Origin of the sequence: Achromobacter aegrifaciens (assembly GCF_902859965.1) — a bacterium.
In the GTDB taxonomy this organism is placed as follows: Bacteria; Pseudomonadota; Gammaproteobacteria; order Burkholderiales; family Burkholderiaceae_B; genus Achromobacter; species Achromobacter aegrifaciens.
Genome location: NZ_CADIKO010000002.1, coordinates 870,154 through 885,438, shown reverse-complemented (window position 1 = coordinate 885,438; position 15,285 = coordinate 870,154). Strand labels below are relative to the sequence as shown.

General features: G+C 66.9%; 13 protein-coding genes. 5 read left to right on the top strand and 8 right to left on the bottom strand.

What is annotated here, in order from left to right; all coding sequences use genetic code 11:
- Positions 1–137: 137 nt before the first annotated feature.
- Positions 138–1,574: a dihydrolipoyl dehydrogenase gene (locus HV793_RS15255; RefSeq protein ID WP_175213458.1), complete on the top strand. Its 1,437-nt coding sequence runs from the start codon at positions 138–140 to the stop codon at positions 1,572–1,574.
- A 71-nt stretch (positions 1,575–1,645) separates the two neighbouring features.
- Here the strand turns inward: HV793_RS15255 and HV793_RS15250 are convergent, their stop codons facing one another.
- From HV793_RS15250 to HV793_RS15240, 3 genes are all read right to left on the bottom strand, one after another.
- Positions 1,646–2,536 carry a 23S rRNA (adenine(2030)-N(6))-methyltransferase RlmJ gene (locus HV793_RS15250; RefSeq protein ID WP_054453997.1) on the bottom strand — a complete coding sequence of 297 codons (891 nt, stop codon included), beginning with the start codon at positions 2,534–2,536 and terminating at the stop codon, positions 1,646–1,648.
- Between the two features lie 12 nt (positions 2,537–2,548).
- Positions 2,549–3,298 (bottom strand): glycerophosphodiester phosphodiesterase, encoded by a 750-nt coding sequence (ugpQ, locus tag HV793_RS15245; RefSeq protein ID WP_054453999.1) that lies wholly within the window; start codon positions 3,296–3,298, stop codon positions 2,549–2,551.
- Positions 3,299–3,407: 109 nt separating this feature from the next.
- On the bottom strand, positions 3,408–4,700 hold the full coding sequence (locus tag HV793_RS15240) for a M20/M25/M40 family metallo-hydrolase (protein ID WP_054454001.1): 1,293 nt from the start codon (positions 4,698–4,700) through the stop codon (positions 3,408–3,410).
- Positions 4,701–5,043: 343 nt separating this feature from the next.
- Between HV793_RS15240 and HV793_RS15235 the strand changes: the two genes are divergently transcribed.
- Positions 5,044–7,005 carry a SurA N-terminal domain-containing protein gene (locus HV793_RS15235; RefSeq protein ID WP_175213457.1) on the top strand — a complete coding sequence of 654 codons (1,962 nt, stop codon included), beginning with the start codon at positions 5,044–5,046 and terminating at the stop codon, positions 7,003–7,005.
- 11 nt (positions 7,006–7,016) lie between these two features.
- On the opposite strand, the gene HV793_RS15230 is transcribed toward HV793_RS15235, so the two are convergent.
- Entirely contained in the window at positions 7,017–7,664 is a 648-nt protein-coding gene (locus HV793_RS15230; protein ID WP_054454005.1) for an arylesterase, read from the bottom strand.
- Between HV793_RS15230 and HV793_RS15225 the strand changes: the two genes are divergently transcribed.
- Positions 7,663–8,340, top strand: coding sequence for an ABC transporter ATP-binding protein (locus HV793_RS15225; RefSeq protein ID WP_054454006.1), 678 nt, complete (start codon positions 7,663–7,665; stop codon positions 8,338–8,340). The two genes, HV793_RS15230 and HV793_RS15225, sit on opposite strands and share 2 nt — an antisense overlap.
- A 93-nt stretch (positions 8,341–8,433) precedes the next feature.
- Here HV793_RS15225 and HV793_RS15220 read toward each other — a convergent pair whose 3' ends face one another.
- From HV793_RS15220 to HV793_RS15210, 3 genes are read right to left on the bottom strand one after another with little or no spacing between them, the layout of a single operon-like run.
- On the bottom strand, positions 8,434–9,417 hold the full coding sequence (locus HV793_RS15220; RefSeq protein ID WP_054454008.1) for an ABC transporter substrate-binding protein: 984 nt from the start codon (positions 9,415–9,417) through the stop codon (positions 8,434–8,436).
- Between the two features lie 22 nt (positions 9,418–9,439).
- Positions 9,440–11,086, bottom strand: coding sequence for an ABC transporter permease (locus HV793_RS15215; protein ID WP_054454010.1), 1,647 nt, complete (start codon positions 11,084–11,086; stop codon positions 9,440–9,442).
- A 13-nt stretch (positions 11,087–11,099) separates the two neighbouring features.
- Entirely contained in the window at positions 11,100–12,176 is a 1,077-nt protein-coding gene (locus tag HV793_RS15210) for an ABC transporter ATP-binding protein (RefSeq protein ID WP_054454012.1), read from the bottom strand.
- A gap of 243 nt (positions 12,177–12,419) precedes the next feature.
- On the opposite strand from HV793_RS15210, the gene HV793_RS15205 reads away from it, so the two are divergent.
- On the top strand, positions 12,420–13,328 hold the full coding sequence (locus HV793_RS15205; protein ID WP_054454014.1) for a LysR substrate-binding domain-containing protein: 909 nt from the start codon (positions 12,420–12,422) through the stop codon (positions 13,326–13,328).
- Positions 13,329–13,342: 14 nt separating this feature from the next.
- Positions 13,343–14,056 (top strand): phosphoserine phosphatase SerB, encoded by a 714-nt coding sequence (gene serB / locus HV793_RS15200; RefSeq protein ID WP_175213456.1) that lies wholly within the window; start codon positions 13,343–13,345, stop codon positions 14,054–14,056.
- 9 nt (positions 14,057–14,065) lie between these two features.
- On the opposite strand, the gene fabV is transcribed toward serB, so the two are convergent.
- Complete coding sequence (gene fabV / locus HV793_RS15195) at positions 14,066–15,256, bottom strand: enoyl-ACP reductase FabV (RefSeq protein WP_119449673.1); 1,191 nt, start codon at positions 15,254–15,256, stop codon at positions 14,066–14,068.
- Between the last annotated feature and the right edge of the window lie 29 nt (positions 15,257–15,285).

The following is a 15,285-nucleotide window of genomic DNA, read 5'->3' as shown; positions in this document are numbered from 1 at the left end:
ACGAGTTTCCCTTTTTACGCATCTTCGTGCGCGGCCCCCGGCGGGCGCTGCGGGACTGTCCACGTCCATAGGGTGCGAAAAAAGGCGGAATCCGCCTTTGAATTCCTGCTCCACGCCACATCGGGGGATACCCAGTCATGAAAACTCTGCATACCGATATCGCTGTCATCGGCGCCGGCACGGCCGGCCTGGCCGCCTACCGCGCCGCCCGCGCCGCGGGCCTGCGCGCGCTGCTGATCGAAGGCGGTCCCTACGGCACGACCTGCGCCCGCGTCGGCTGCATGCCGTCAAAGCTGCTGATCGCCGCCGCCGAAGCGGCCCACAGCGCGGCCCACACCGAGCCGTTCGGCGTGCATGTGGGCGGCGAGATCACGGTCGATGGCGCCGAAGTGATGGACCGCGTCAAACGCGAGCGCGACCGCTTCGTCGGTTTCGTGCTGGAAGGCGTGGAAAGCATCCCGGCAGAGGACAAGCTGCGCGGCTATGCGCGCTTCGTGTCGGACACGGTGCTGCAGGTGGACGAGCACACCGAAGTGCATGCGTCCCGGGTGGTGATCGCCACCGGTTCTCGGCCGTCTGTGCCGCCGCCGTTCCGTGCGCTGGGCGACCGTCTGGTGCTGAACGATGACGTGTTCGCCTGGGATGATCTGCCTGGCCGTGTGGCCGTGTTCGGTCCTGGCGTGATCGGGCTGGAACTGGGCCAGGCGCTGGCGCGCCTGGGCGTGGAAGTGCGCGTGTTCGGCGTCAGCGGCAGCCTGGGCGGCATCAGCGATCCGCAAGTACGCAATACGGCCCGCAAGATCTTCCAGCGCGAGTTCTATCTGGACCCGGACGCCCGCGTGCTTGAAACCACCCGCGTAGGCGATGAAGTGGAAGTGCGCTACGTGACGCTGGACAACACCGAGCGCACCGAACGCTTCGACTACGCGCTGGTGGCCACGGGCCGCCGCGCCAACGTGGATGGGCTGGCGCTGGAAAACACCTCGCTGCAATTGGACAAACACGGCGTGCCGTTGTTCGACCGCGAAACCATGCAGGCGGGCGATGCGCCCATCTTCATCGCGGGCGATGCGAACGCCGACGCGCCGCTGCTGCACGAAGCCGCCGACGAAGGCCGCATCGCGGGCGAGAACGCGGCGCGCTATCCCGAAGTGCGCAAGGGCCTGCGCCGCGCGCCGTTGGCCGTGGTGTTCTCGGACCCGCAGATCGCCATGGCCGGGCAGGGCCACGCACGGCTGGTGCCGGGCACCTTCGTGACGGGCGAGGTGGACTTCAGCGACCAGGGCCGTTCGCGGGTCATGCTGAAGAACCGCGGCATGCTGCATGTCTATGCGGACATCGAAACGGGCCGTTTCCTGGGCGCCGAGATGGTCGGCCCCAGCGCCGAGCACATCGGCCACCTGCTGGCCTGGGCCGTGCAGCAGGAGCTGACCGTGGCGCGCATGCTGGAAATGCCGTTCTATCACCCCGTGATCGAGGAAGGCCTGCGCACTGCCTTGCGCGACGCGGCGGCCAAGCTGGCCCGGGCGCAGGAGGCGCTGCGGCGGGAAGCGCCGGAGAATGAACTGGCTTGAACGCCAGCGCGATCCGCGACACCAGCAAAAAGGCCACGAAACATCGTGGCCTTTTTGCTTTTCGTATCGGATCAATCGTCCGACTGCTTCTTTGGCACCGGGAACGGATTCTCGCGGAACTGCAGCGTGAAGCCGGCGCGCTCGTCCTGTCCCAGCGTGCGGGCCAGATACGGCATGGCTTGCTTCAAGGCGTCGTGCAACGTCCAGGGCGGATTGATCAGGAACATGCCGCTGCCGTGCAGGCCGTAGCCGTCGATGGCTGCTTTCTTGACCGTCAAGGTCGCGTGCAGCCAGCTCTTGACCTTCAGGTTCTCCAGGTGGCGCGCCATTTCATTGGCTTCGCGGCGCTGGACCAGCGGGTACCAGACGGCGTAGGTGCCGGTGGCGAAGCGCTTGACGCATTCCTTGACCGCGTTGAGCGTGCGGCGATAGTCGTTCTTGTCTTCGTACGAGGGGTCGATCAGCACCATGCCGCGGCGCGTGGGCGGCGGCAGCAGCGCCTTGACGCCTTCAAAACCGTCGTCGCCGTAGATCGTGGTCTGGCGTTGCGCGGCGCGGCCCTGGTGTTCCAGGTTGCCGACCAGCGTGTCGATCTCGGTAGGGTGCATTTCGAACAGGCGCAGCCGGTCGGACGGACGCAGCGCGTCCAGCGCCAGCCATGGCGAGCCCGGATAGCGCCTGAGGCGGCCGTTGGTGTTGTAGCCGCGGATCCGGGCGACGTAGTCGGCCAGGATGGGCGGCAGGTCCTCGGCTTCCCACAGGCGGCCGATGCCGTCGGCGAACTCGGAGGTCTTGGCGGCCCAATCGCTATCCAGGCTATAGAGCCCGGCGCCGGCGTGGGTATCGACGACCCAGTAGGGCGCGTCTTTCTTGTTGAAGTAATCCAGGGTGTGGATCAGGATGGCGTGCTTGAGTACGTCGGCGTGGTTGCCGGCGTGAAAGGCGTGGCGGTAACTGAACACGGGCGTTCTGCCTCAGGCGGCGGGCCGGATCGCGGCCAGCTCGTCGGTGAAAATGCCGTCGATGCCCCAGTCGAGCAGCAGGCGGGCGCGCTCCGGGTCGTTGACGGTCCAGGCGGCGATACGGTAGCCGGCGGCATGCACGGCATCGATCAGCTCACGGGTGGCGTCCTTCTGATTGATGTTCAGGGCCACGCACTCGTACTTGGCCAGGCGTTCGCGCCAGTCGGCGGGTACCTTCTCCACCAGCAGCGCGCGCGGCAATTCGGGGGCCGTTTCCAGCGCGGCCTGCAGCGCTGCTTCCGCGAACGAGGACAGGAGCGGCGCTTCGGCCGCGCCTTGCCACAGCTGGCGCGCGGCCAGCGCCACGGCGCGGCCGGTCTCGGCCTCGCGGCCCGGGCAGGGCTTGATCTCGACGTTGCTGGCGATGCCGTTGGCCACCGTGTAGCGGGCGACGGCAGCGAAGGTGGGCAGCGGCTCGCCCGCGTAGGCGGCGGAATGCCAACTGCCGAAATCCAGCTGGGCAAGCTCGGCGTAGGTCTTGGCAGCGGCGGGTCCGCGGCCGTTGGAGGTGCGGTCCACGTCGTCGTCGTGCATCAGCACCAGCACGTTGTCGCTGCTCAGCTTGACGTCGTATTCGAACATCGTGAAGCCGTGCTCGGCGCCCACGCGCATGGCGGCCAGGGTGTTCTCCGGGGCCAGACGGCCGCCGCCGCGATGCGCGATGTAACGGGAGTAGGGCCAGGAGGGGAGTTTTGCGCTCATTTGGGGTGTTGCTTCGGGTTCTTTTGGTCAGGGTTGCAAGGATACTCCTTCTGCACGCCCGTTCTGCGGCTGCCGCGGCGCGCGGGAACGCCGCGGCAGGTCTCCAGGCCTATTTCATGGGCGCCTTGTCCTGCGACACGTCCATGATCATCCGCGCGGCAAGGTACAGGCGCGGCACGATGCTGTTGATCTGGATGTACTCGGCGTCGTTGGAATGCGCGCCAAAGCCGCTCAGGCCCATGCCTTCGATTACCGGGCCGCGCGCCTTCAAGGCGGCAAAAGCGGCGTCGGTGCCGCCGCCGCTGGCGCGGTCCACGACCGTCATCGGCAAGTCCAGCTCTTTGTAGATCTGCACGCCGTGTTGGGCCAGGGCGCGCGAGGCCGGCGTGGCTTCCAAGGGCGGGCGGCGCACTTCGAACTTCACGCTGACCTTGGATTCGGGCAGCAGCTTCTTCTGTATGCGTTCTTCCAGCGTGCGCGACAGCGCATCGAAATCGGAGACGCGCAGGGCGCGCGCGTCCGCCTGGGCGGTGGCCTGGCCCGGAATGACGTTGCGATTGGTGCCGGCCTGGGCCACGGTCCAGTTCAGCTTCAAGCCTTCCTCGGGCTTGGACAGCTTGTCCAGCTGCAGCACCTGGTGGGCCAACTCATACAGCGCGTTGACGCCGCCTTCGGGCCGCGCGCCCGCATGCGAGGTCTTGCCCTGCACGGTCAGGTAGGCCGCGCCGATGCCGCTGGTGGCCAGCGTCAGGCGCGCTTGCGCGCCGCCGCCTTCGAACGAGAACACCGCATCCTGGTCGGCGCCCAGGCGGGTAATGGTGCTGCGCGCGCCGGGCGAGCTGATTTCCTCGTCGCCGTTGATCAGCACGGTAATGGTGCCGTAGTCCTCGAAGCCCAGTTTTTGCAGCAGGGTCAGGGTGTGGATGATGGCGGCCACGCCATGCTTGTCGTCGGCGATGCCCAGGCCGTAGGCCTTGTCGCCGTCGATGCGGAAAGGCTGGTCCTTGAGCATGCCGTTGCGGTAGACGGTGTCCATGTGGGCGATCAGCATGATCTTCTTCTGGCCTTTACCCTTGAATTCGGCATGGACCATGGGGCCGACCTTCTCTGGCGTGTCGTCCAGGCGGAACACGTCGGTTGGCTGGATGATCTCTACCGTTCCGCCCAGCGCCTTGAGCCGGTCGCGGATCAGGACGGCGATGCGCTCCACGCCCTCGACGTCCTTGCTGCCCGACTCGATGCCGACCAGGTCGCGCATGGTGTCCAGCATGCCTTGCTGCTGGGCTTGCGCGGCTTCGTGGACGGCGGCGACGGGCGCGGCCAGCGCGGCGGGGGCGCCGCCGACGAAGGCCAGGGCGATGCAGGTGCGCAGGAGTTGCAGGCGGGGAGATGTGTACGGCATCAGTGTGTACCTCTGAGCGTGCGTGGAAGGGGCCGCATCCTTCGGGAGCGGCGTCGGGGTAATGCGGGCTTACCCTGACAGGCCACGATACGAGGGCCGCAAGGGGCTGGAAATGGTGGTTCCCCGGGTTGACTCGGTCCCCGGTTTCGTGCCGTTTGAGCCCGGGGGCAGGCCCGGATGACATTCGAAAGATTCCTGGGCTGCGCGGCGAATGAGAAATGGTAAAATCCGCCCGCTGATCCGGTATTGACCGGTATGGGAACAGGGCGAATCTGGTTCGCCTTTTTTTATGCGTTTTCTTGCGGCTTTGGGCTTGCGCCCGGGGTGCGGCAACAGGGATTCCATGTTCGAATTTATTCGCAGCCATCGGCGCTGGATGCAGTTCATCCTGCTGCTTCTGATTGTGCCGTCCTTCTTCCTGGTCGGTATTCAAGGCTATGACAGCTTCATGCGCGCCGAGCCTGAATTGGCCACGGTCAATGGCCAACCCGTGTCGCGGGCCGAGTTCGATCAGGCGCACCGCAACCAGCTGGAGCAGTTCCGCCAGCGCCTGGGCGCCCAGTTCGATCCGGCCGTCATCGACACGCCGGCGCTGCGCGAAGGCTTGCTCAATCAGTTGATCAACCAGCGTCTGCTGGCCAACGTTGCCGTCGACAACCGTTTCTCGGTGTCCGACGAAACGCTGCGCAACACCATCGCCGCGATTCCGGAAGTCCAGGACAATGGCCGCTTCTCGCCCGAGCGCTATCGCCAGGTGCTGGCTGCGCAAGGCATGTCGCCGACCTCGTTCGAAGCCGGCCTGCGCCGCGATCTGGCGGTCGCGCGCGTGCTGGAGCCCGTGGGCCAGTCGGCCCGCGCACCCGGCGAGGTCGTGGCCGCGCTGGAAACGGCGTTGACGCAGCAGCGCACGGTGCAACTGCGCCGCTTCGCCGCTGCCGACTACCGCTCGCAGGTCAGCGTCAACCCGGCCGACATCCAGGCCTGGTACGACGCCAACAAGCAGCAACTGCAGATTCCCGAACAGGTCCAGGTCCAGTACCTGGTGCTGGACGAGGCCGCCGCCACGCAAGGCGTGCAGGTCAAGGACGAGGACCTCGCGTCCTACTACGAGCAGAACAAGAACCGCTTCGGCCAGCCCGAACGCCGCCGCGCCAGCCACATCATGATCAACCTGGCGCCTGGCGCGTCGGAAGACGCCCGCAAGGCCGCCCGTGCCAAGGCCGAGGACCTCGCCAAGCAGGCCGCCGCCGATCCGGCGCAATTCGCCGAACTGGCCCGCAAGAACTCGCAGGACGCGGGTTCGGCGACCAATGGCGGCGATCTGGGCTGGCTCGCGCCCGGCATGTTGACCGGTCCGCTGGAAAAGGCGATTTTCGGCCAGGCCAAGGACCAGGTGTCCGGCGTGATCGAAACCCCGTCCGGCCTGCACGTGGTCAAGGTCACCGAAATCCAGCCCGCAGCCATCAAGCCGCTGGCCGAGGTCAAGGACCAGATCACCGCCGAAGTCCGCAAGCAGCTCGCCGCCGTGCGCTTCTCGGAAATGGCCAGCCAGTTGAACAAGCAGGTCTATGACCAGCGCGACAGCCTGCAGCCCGCCGCCGACGCCGTCGGCCTGAAGCTGCGTACCGCTTCCGGCGTGTCCCGCGAAGGTTTGCTGCCCGCCGACAAGGCGGGTCCGGGCTCGGCTGCCGCCGGCCCCGATGCCGCGCTGCTGGACAACCCGCGCGTGCGCCAGGTGCTGTTCTCGCCCGACGTGCTGCGTGAAAAGCAGAACTCCGGTGTGATCGAACTCTCGCCCGACACCATGCTGGCCCTGCGCGTGGCCGCTGTCGAGCCGTCCCACGTGCCGCCGCTGGACAAGGTCTCGGACACCATCCGCGCCAAGCTGCTGGACGAGCGTTCGGCCGAAGCCGCCAAGAAGGCTGGTGAAGCCGCGCTGGCTGCCGACAAGGCTAACCCCGCCGCAACGCCGGAAGGCTTTGGCGCGCCGGTGATCGTGTCGCGCCAGGATCCCAAGGATCTGCCGCGTCCGGTGCTGGACGCCGTCATGCGCCTGCCCGCCGCCACGCTGCCGGCCTACGCCGGCGTGCAATCGGGTTCGGACTACACGCTGGCGCGCCTGGAGAAGGTCGAGGCCGGCACGGTCGATCCGGCCGACAAGGAGCGCCTGGCGCAGCAGTTGTCCGGCGCCTGGGGCCAGGCCGAAAACGAAGCCATGCTGCGCATGCTGCGCGAAGAGTACAAGGTGCAGGTGCTGCCCGCCGCCGCCGCGGTCATCCGCGGCGATCAGCCGGCAGCCGGCTGATCAGCCCAGGATCAGTTCAACAGTGGCCGCAGCGTCGGCCACACGTTGTCCAGTAGCAAAGGCTGGGCATCCTCGTTCGGATGGATGCCGTCAGCCTGGAACATCGCCCGGTTCGTTGCGATACCTTCCATCAGGAAGGGCACGAGCCGGGCGTTTTCGTCTTTGGCGACCGTGGGGAACACCTGCGCGAAGCGCTGGGTGTAATCCCGGCCGTAATTCGGCGGAATCTGCATGCCGACGATCAGGACCTGCGCCTCGGCCTTGCGGGCGGCCTGGGCCATGGTGCGCAGGTTCTGCTCGGTCATGGTCAGCGGCAGGCCGCGCAACGCGTCGTTCGAGCCCAGCTCCAGCACCACCACGGCCGGCGCATGCTGGCGCAGCAGCGCGGGCAGGCGGGCCACGCCGCCGCTGGTCGTGTCGCCGCTGATGCTGGCATTGACGACCTGGTACTTGGGGTATTGTTCCGCTACGCGGGCCGAAAGTAGCGGCACCCAACCGGTGCCGCGCTTGATGCCGTATTCGGCCGACAGGCTGTCGCCCAGGACCAACACCGTGCGGGGCGCGGAACCCTGGGCCGCGGCGGCGGTCTGAGCGTGGGCGGGCGCCACGACGGCGGTCGCCATGGCGGTCATGAGTAGCAGACGGGAAAATAGGCGCATGGATAACAAGAATTCGATCGAGGTGAAAGGGCTGGGCAAGCAGGTGGCCGATGCCGGCGGCACGCTCTCCATCCTGGAAGGTATAGATTTTACGGTCGAGGCGGGCAGCGCCGTGGCCATCACCGGCAGTTCGGGGTCGGGCAAGTCCACCTTGTTGGGACTGCTGGCCGGCCTGGATGTTCCCAGCGCGGGCAGCGTGCGCCTGGCCGGGCAGGACCTGTTCTCGCTGGACGAGGACGGCCGCGCGCGTTTGCGGGCCAATCATGTGGGTTTCGTATTCCAGTCATTCCAGCTGCTGCCCAACCTGACGGCGCTGGAAAACGTGATGCTGCCGTTGGAGCTGGCCGGGCAATCGGCGCGGGACGCGGCGCAGGCCATGTTGGAGCGGGTGGGGCTGGGCAAGCGCCTGCATCACTACCCGCGCACCCTGTCGGGCGGCGAGCAGCAACGCGTGTCGCTGGCGCGCGCCTTCGTGGTGCAGCCGGACCTGCTGTTCGCGGACGAGCCCACCGGCAGCCTGGACGCCGCCACAGGGGTGACGGTCATCGACCTGATGTTCGACCTGCACCGCGAGCACGGCACCACGCTGGTGCTGGTTACCCACGATCCGCAGCTGGCCGCCCGTTGCGGGCGTCAGCTGGTGCTGGCGGCGGGGCGGATGGTCAACGGCGCCTGATGCCGCCGGCCCCACCGCCGGGCTTCCAAGTTGGACCAGCCCCTCGGGGGGGCTGCGAGCCCCGGAGGGGCGCGGCGTGAGGGCCTTACCCTCTTACTTGGACTTCGCGACCGCCTGGTTCCAGGCGGCGACCACCGCCTCATACTCCTTCGCCGCGGCATCCTGGCTGACCGGGAAGATCTTGATGGTCTTCAGGTCGGGCAGGGTGGTCAGGCTGGCCACGGCCACGTCCGTGCGCGTCGGGCGGCGGAAGTTTTTCACCAGCTGCGCTTCCTGCGACTCCTTGCTCAAGAGGCCGTCATACAAGGCCTTGGCCGCGTCCATGTTCTTCGCGCCCTTGATGATGAACATGCCTTCCGGCGCCAGGTAGCTGCCCTCGGTCGGGTAGACCAGCTTGATTTCCTTCTGGCCGCCGGCCACGTATTCCTGCGCGGCGTATTCCAGCGTCATGCCCACGGCATACTCTCCCGCGGCCACGCCCTTGTAGGTGGTGCCGGACGATGCCGTGACCACCGCGTTGGCGGCGATCTTGTCCAGGCCTTCCTGGCCGAATTGCTTGAAGAGGCCATACACCAGCATGTAGGCCGTGCCGCTCTTGGACGGGTCGGTGATGGCGAACTTGTTCTTCCACTGCGGCTGCATCAGGTCGGACCAGGTGGCCGGCGCGGGCAGGCCCTTGAGCTGGCGCTCGTTGACCATCATCACCATGACGTGCACGTTGGTGCCCACCCACAGATCGTCCGGACCGCGGAACTCGGCGGGGATCTTGTCCAGGTCGGCCGGGCGGTAGGGCTGCAGATGCTGGCGGTAGGCGCCCAGCGTGCCGAAGCCGCCGCTCCAGAACAGGTCGCCGCGCGGATTCTGCGCCTCGGCCTCGATGCGCTTCATCATCGTCCCGGTGCCGCCGGTGACGGGCTGCACGTTCAATTTCGGCGACTTCTGCTTCACCGCGTCCAGCGCGGTTTCGATCGTCTCCGTGTTGTTGGACGAATAGAGCACGACGTTCTGGGCCTGGGCGGCGCCAGTAGCCAGGGCGGCGGCCAGGACGCTGTACTGAAGTAGGTGCTTGAATTGCATGGTTAGCCTCTGTGCAAGTGGGTTATTTACCGGAGAACAGCTTGATGCGGAATGCCTTGACCGACACGATGATGGGCAGCACGATGACCGTGACCAGCGCCGCGCCATAGGCCGACGCCATGCCCAGCCTGCCGCCGTCGACCTGGCGGAAGATGGCGATGGGCATGGTCTCCAGGCCGCCGCTGTAGGCGACGATGGAGGCCGACAGCTCGGAAATGGTGGTGAGCCACATCAGGATGGCTGCCGAGATGATGGATGCCTTCATGGCGGGCAGGATCACCTTGAAGAAGGTCATGAGCGGCGACACGCCCAGGCTGATCGACGCTTCCTCGATCGACTCGGGGATGTTGAACAGCACCGACGACGCGTTGCGCACCGCGAAGGGCAGGCGCCGCACCGTGTAGCACAGCACCATGATTCCCGACGTGCCCGCCAGCACCAGCCAGCCGGTGTTGAAGGTCTGGACCAGTGCGATGCCCAGCACCGTGCCGGAAATGGTCAGGGGCAGCACCACGATGTAGTCCAGCACCTGGGTCGAGGCGCTGCGCTTCTTGATCGTCAGATAGCTGACCAGCACCGCGAAGGCCACGCCCAGCACCGTGGCCAGCGAGGCGAACTTGAGCGAGTTCAGGATGGGTTCCGGCGCGCCATGCAGCGCGCGCTGCATGCTGGCCAGCGACCATTGTCCCCATTGCATGACCGGGCCGCTGGTCTTGGTGAAGGCAGCGATGAAGACCACGATCAGCGGCAGCAGCGAAATGAAGATGATCAGGCCCACACCGCTGGTGTAGAGCAGGGCGGTCCAGGAGCGCACGCGGGTAGCGGCCGGCGCGCGCCCCTGCGTCATGGTGTAGACCTTGCGTTCGACCACGCGTTTCTGGAAGAACAGCACGATGGCGACGATGGCGATGGACACCACCGACATCGCGCTCTGCAGAGTCGGGCTGCCGCCCATTTCGCTGACGAAGGTGTTGTACGTCATGACCGACAGCAGCGGCACGCGGCTGCCCAGCAGCATGGCCAGCGCGAAGTTGCCCACCACCAGCGTGAACACCACCAGCGCGTTGACCAGCACCGCCGGCAGCAACACCGGCACCAGGACGCGCAGCTTGGTCAGCAACGGCGGCGTGCCCAGGCTCAGGCCCGCTTCTTCCAGCTGGCCGTCGAAGCCGCGCAGCGCCGCCAGCACGCCCAGGTAGATGTAGGTGTAGTAGACCAGCGTCATGGAGAACACCATGCCGGTCCAGCCGTAGAACGAGGGCAGCGAAATGCCGGCGTCGCCCAGCAGGTTGGTCAGGATGCCGTTATTGCCCAGGATCAGCAGCCAGGACTGGCCCACGATGATCTCGGGGATCACGATGGTCAGCACCGGCAGGATCGCCACCAGGTTCTTCAGCGGAAAGTCGAAGCGCGCCACCATGTAGGCGAAGGGCACGCCCACCAGCACCGTGCAGGCCGTGACCGCCAGGCCCAGGATCAGGGTATTGCCGAAGGCCTCGACGTATTGGGAGTCGGCCAGCAGGGCCTTGAAGCCCTCCAGCGTGAAACCGCCATCCTGCCCGGTGACGCTGTTGCTGAATAGCACGGCCAGCGGGTAGAGCACGAAGAACAGTAGCAGGGCCAGGCTGATTGCCGTCAGGACGCCCCAGGGCCACCATTTGATTTTCATGGTCGGCGCGTCCTCAGGCGTTGACGACGCGGCTGTCGGCGGGAATCAGCACCTGCACGGCTTCGCCGGGCTGGAACTGCGCCACCATGTTGCCGGCATGCAGCTCGACGCGGATCTCGGAGCCGTTGTCCAGCGCAATGCGGTATGCGGTCTTGAAGCCCAGGTATTGGCGTCGCAGCACCTTGCCCGGCAAGGTATTGGGCACGTAGGGAGCGGGCGCCATCAGGGCCAGCTCTTCCGGGCGCGCGATCAGCACACCCTTGCCGTCCAGCTGGTCGCTGCCTTGCACGCCGTCAAAGCCCAGGCCGCAGATCTCGTAGCGCACATGGCCGGCGGGGGCGCCGGCCTGGCCGTTGCGGGCGGGCACCGGGATCACGTTGGCCGAACCGATGAAGTCCGCGACGTAGGCGTTTACCGGCGTGCCGTAGAGTTCTTCCGGCGTGCCCAGCTGGGCGATGTCGCCGCGGTCCATGATGGCGATGCGGTCGGACATCGCCAGCGCTTCTTCCTGGTCGTGCGTGACGAACACGGTCGTGATGCCGGCCTCGCGCACCAGGTCCAGGATCACGTCGCGCATCTGCAGGCGCATCTTGGCGTCCAGGTTGGACAGCGGCTCATCCATCAACAGCACGCGCGGCCGGATCACCAGCGCGCGCGCCAGCGCCACGCGCTGGCGCTGCCCGCCGCTCATCTGCGCCGGATAGCGTTCGGCCAGCGTCAGCAGCCCGACCTTGTCCAGCGCCTCGTTCACGCGCCGCGTGATCTCGGCGCGCGCCACGCCGCGGGCGCGCAGGCCGTAGGCCACGTTGTCGAAGGCGGTCTTGTCGGGGAACAGCGCATAGTCCTGGAACACCATGCCGATATCGCGGCGGTGCGCGGACACGTGGGTCACGTCGTCCTGGTCGAACAGCAGGCGTCCGCCGTCGGGAGCATAGAAGCCCGCAATGCAGCGCAGCAGCGTGGTCTTGCCGCAGCCGCTGGGGCCCAGCAGCGTGTAGAACGCGCCGTCGGGGATGTGCAGCGACAGATTGCGCAGCACTTGCTGCCCGCCGAAAGTCTTGACGATGCCGTCTACGGTGATTGATGCCATGTTTCGCTTCCTGCCTGAGGTTGCGGGCATCATAGAAACGCGGTGGGCGCCCGACCAGCGGTGTTTTTTAAGGGTAGTCGTTAGTTTTTCTAAGAGGTCGGCGCGCGGGCTATCACCTAGAATGCGGCTGGATAGGACAGGCGCGCGCAAGCAGCGCCGACAAAAAATAGACGACAAGGGAAAACGTGGGAAAGAGCAGCACAGCGCGGCGCCGGGCCGGCGCGCGGGCGGGCCGCAACTGAGATGGCGGGGCAGAGCCTGCCGCCGCTGAAGGCCTTGCGCGTGTTCGAAGCCGCGGCGCGTCTGCGCAGCTTCACCGCGGCCGCCGACGAACTGAGCATCACGCATAGCGCGGTCAGCCAGCAGATCCGCATACTCGAAGAGTACGTGGGGCAGCCTCTGTTCGCGCGGGAGGCGCGCGGCGTGGCGCTGCTGCCTTGCGCCCAGGCCTACTTTCCGGAAATCCAGGCCAGCCTGGAACGCATCGCGGCCGCGACCGCCAAGCTGAAATCGCCCGCCTACGGCGGCGTGCTGCGCGTCTGTGCCACGCCGTCGCTGACCATGAAGTGGCTGATCCCGCGCCTGTCGGCGTTCCAGGCCCGGCATCCGGGCGTGGACGTGCAGCTCACCACGCAAGGGCGGTCGTTCCTGGACCGCGGCGGCGACACGGGCAGCGACGTGCTGATCCGCCACGGCTACATGGCGCATTCGGACCTGGCCTGCGTGCACTGCCTGGACGACTTCCACGTGCCGGTGGCATCGCCGCGCTTCATCGAGCGCAACCGCCTGGCCGCGCCCGCGGATTGCCTGGGGCATCCGCTGCTGAAGATCGCGGGCGGCATGGACCACTGGCCGCGCTGGTTCGCGCTGGCCAAGGTGGACGTGCCTGCGCAATTGCCAGGGCCGGTGTTCGACCACCAGTTCCTGTGCATGCAGGCCGCCATGAACGACCTGGGCATCGCCTTGGCGCCCTGGTGCCTGCTGGAAGACGACATCCGCGCCGATCGCCTGCGCCCGCTGTTCGACGGCCCGCAGCTGCCGAACGCCGGCATCCACGCGCTGTACCGCCAGGACGGCCCGGCCGCCGCGTCGGCGCTATTGTTCATCGAGTGGTTGCGCGAGCAAGGGCGCGACCCCTCACATACTGCATAGACCAAGGATTCCCCATGCATTCCGCCTCTACGAAACCCGGCCTTTCCTGGCGCGGCATTACGCCTCCGCTTGCGCTCACGGACTACAAACTCATCGCCTTCGACATGGACTCCACGCTGATCTCGATCGAGACGCTGGACGAGATGGCGGACCTGATGGGGAAGAAGGCCGAGGTGGCGGCGCTGACGGAAGCGGCCATGCGCGGCGAGATCAAGGACTACAAGCAGAGCCTGCGCGAGCGCGTGGCGCTGCTGGCAGGCATGCCGGAAGCGGCGCTGGACGAGGTCTATGAGCAGCGTGTGCGCATCAATCCGGGCGCCGAAACGCTGATCGCGGCGTGCAAGGCCGCGGGCCTGACCTGCCTGCTGGTGACTGGCGGCTTTACCTGCTTCACCGACCGGCTGCGGGTGCGACTGGGGCTGGACGACGTGCGCGCCAATGTGCTGGAAATCGTGGACGGACGCCTGACCGGCCGGCTGCTGCCGCAAGCCTGGGGCGACATCTGCGATGGCGAGGAAAAGCGCCGCAAGCTGCTGGAAGTGTGCGCGGCGCTGGGCGTGGGGCCGGAGCGCGCCATCGCCGTGGGCGACGGCGCCAACGACCTGCCGATGATGCGCGCGGCGGGCCTGTCGGTGGGCTACCGCGCCAAACCGGCCGTGCGCGAGGAGGTCAATGTCGCAATCGACGAAGGCGGCCTGGACCGCCTGCTGGAGCTGATGGCGCGCTAGCGCCGGGGCTCAAGCCAGCCCGCGGATTTCCACGGCCGGATCGGTGTCGGCTTCATAGTCGACGCCTTCGATTTCGAAGCCGAACAGGCGCAGGAAGTCCTGCTTGTAGCCCGCGAAGTCCGTCAGCTGGTAGATGTTGTCGTTGGTGACCTGGCCCCACAGCGCCTGCACGCGGGCCTGCACCTCGGGATCCAGTTCCTTGTAGTCGGCGCGCAGGCGGCCGTCCTGGTCCAGGATCGGCGTCTTGCCGCACAGGCTGTCGCGGTACAGGCCATAGACCTGTTCGATGCAGCCTTCGTGGGTGCCGGCTTCCTTCATGGTCTTGAACAGCAGCGACAGGTAGAGCGGCATCATGGGGATCGCCGAGCTGGCCTGCGTCACCACCGCCTTGAGCACCGACACGCGGGCGTCGCCGCCGCGCGCGGCCAGCTTGGCGCGGATCTCCAGCACCTTCTGGTCCAGATCCTTCTTGGCGGCGCCGATCGAGCCATTCCAGTAGATGTCGTGGGTGATCTTCTCGCCCAGGTAGGTGAAGGCCGTGGTGGTGGCGCCTTCGGCCAGCACGCCGGCTTCCAGCAGCGCGTCTATCCACATCTGCCAGTCTTCGCCGCCCATGACGGCGACAGTCGCGTCGATCTCGGCCTGGGTGGCGGGTTCCAGCACGGATTCCTTGACCACTTCGCGGTCGGTGTCCAGGCCGCGCAGGTTGACCGCCTGGCCGATGGGCTTGAGGGTCGAATTGAAGACTTCGCCGGTTTTCGGGTGCGTGCGGCGCGGCGCGGCCAGGCTGTAGATCACCTGATCGACCTGGCCCAGATCCTGTTTGATGAGGTCTATGGTCTTGCGCTTGATTTCGTCGGAGAAGGCGTCGCCGTTGACGCTCTTGGCATAGAGTCCGGCGGCGTGGGCCTGCTCGTGGAACTCCGCCGTGTTGTACCAGCCCGGCGTGCCGGCCTTGGCGGCGTCGCCCGGCCGCTCGAAGAACACGCCCAGCGTCTGCGCGCCACAGCCAAAGGCCGCGCTGATCCGCGCCGCCAGGCCATAGCCGGTCGATGCGCCCAGCACCAATACGCGTTTCGGCCCGCCAGCTATCGGCCCCTGGGCGCGGACGTAGTCGATCTGGTTGCGGACGTTGGCGGCGCAGCCGGCCGGATGGGTGGTGACGCAGATGAAACCGCGCACGCGGGGCTTGATGATCATGGGAGCCTCGATTCGGGGAAATGCCTGGA

What these genes read in the sequence shown, in the direction of transcription:
- HV793_RS15255 (WP_175213458.1), top strand. Translation starts at nt 138, where the DNA reads ATGAAAACTCTGCATACCGATATCGCTGTCATCGGCGCCGGCACGGCC.
- ugpQ (WP_054453999.1), bottom strand. Translation starts at nt 3,298, where the DNA reads ATGAGCGCAAAACTCCCCTCCTGGCCCTACTCCCGTTACATCGCGCAT.
- HV793_RS15240 (WP_054454001.1), bottom strand. Translation starts at nt 4,700, where the DNA reads ATGCCGTACACATCTCCCCGCCTGCAACTCCTGCGCACCTGCATCGCC.
- HV793_RS15235 (WP_175213457.1), top strand. Translation starts at nt 5,044, where the DNA reads ATGTTCGAATTTATTCGCAGCCATCGGCGCTGGATGCAGTTCATCCTG.
- HV793_RS15225 (WP_054454006.1), top strand. Translation starts at nt 7,663, where the DNA reads ATGGATAACAAGAATTCGATCGAGGTGAAAGGGCTGGGCAAGCAGGTG.
- HV793_RS15230 (WP_054454005.1), bottom strand. Translation starts at nt 7,664, where the DNA reads ATGCGCCTATTTTCCCGTCTGCTACTCATGACCGCCATGGCGACCGCC.
- HV793_RS15220 (WP_054454008.1), bottom strand. Translation starts at nt 9,417, where the DNA reads ATGCAATTCAAGCACCTACTTCAGTACAGCGTCCTGGCCGCCGCCCTG.
- HV793_RS15215 (WP_054454010.1), bottom strand. Translation starts at nt 11,086, where the DNA reads ATGAAAATCAAATGGTGGCCCTGGGGCGTCCTGACGGCAATCAGCCTG.
- HV793_RS15210 (WP_054454012.1), bottom strand. Translation starts at nt 12,176, where the DNA reads ATGGCATCAATCACCGTAGACGGCATCGTCAAGACTTTCGGCGGGCAG.
- HV793_RS15205 (WP_054454014.1), top strand. Translation starts at nt 12,420, where the DNA reads ATGGCGGGGCAGAGCCTGCCGCCGCTGAAGGCCTTGCGCGTGTTCGAA.
- serB (WP_175213456.1), top strand. Translation starts at nt 13,343, where the DNA reads ATGCATTCCGCCTCTACGAAACCCGGCCTTTCCTGGCGCGGCATTACG.
- fabV (WP_119449673.1), bottom strand. Translation starts at nt 15,256, where the DNA reads ATGATCATCAAGCCCCGCGTGCGCGGTTTCATCTGCGTCACCACCCAT.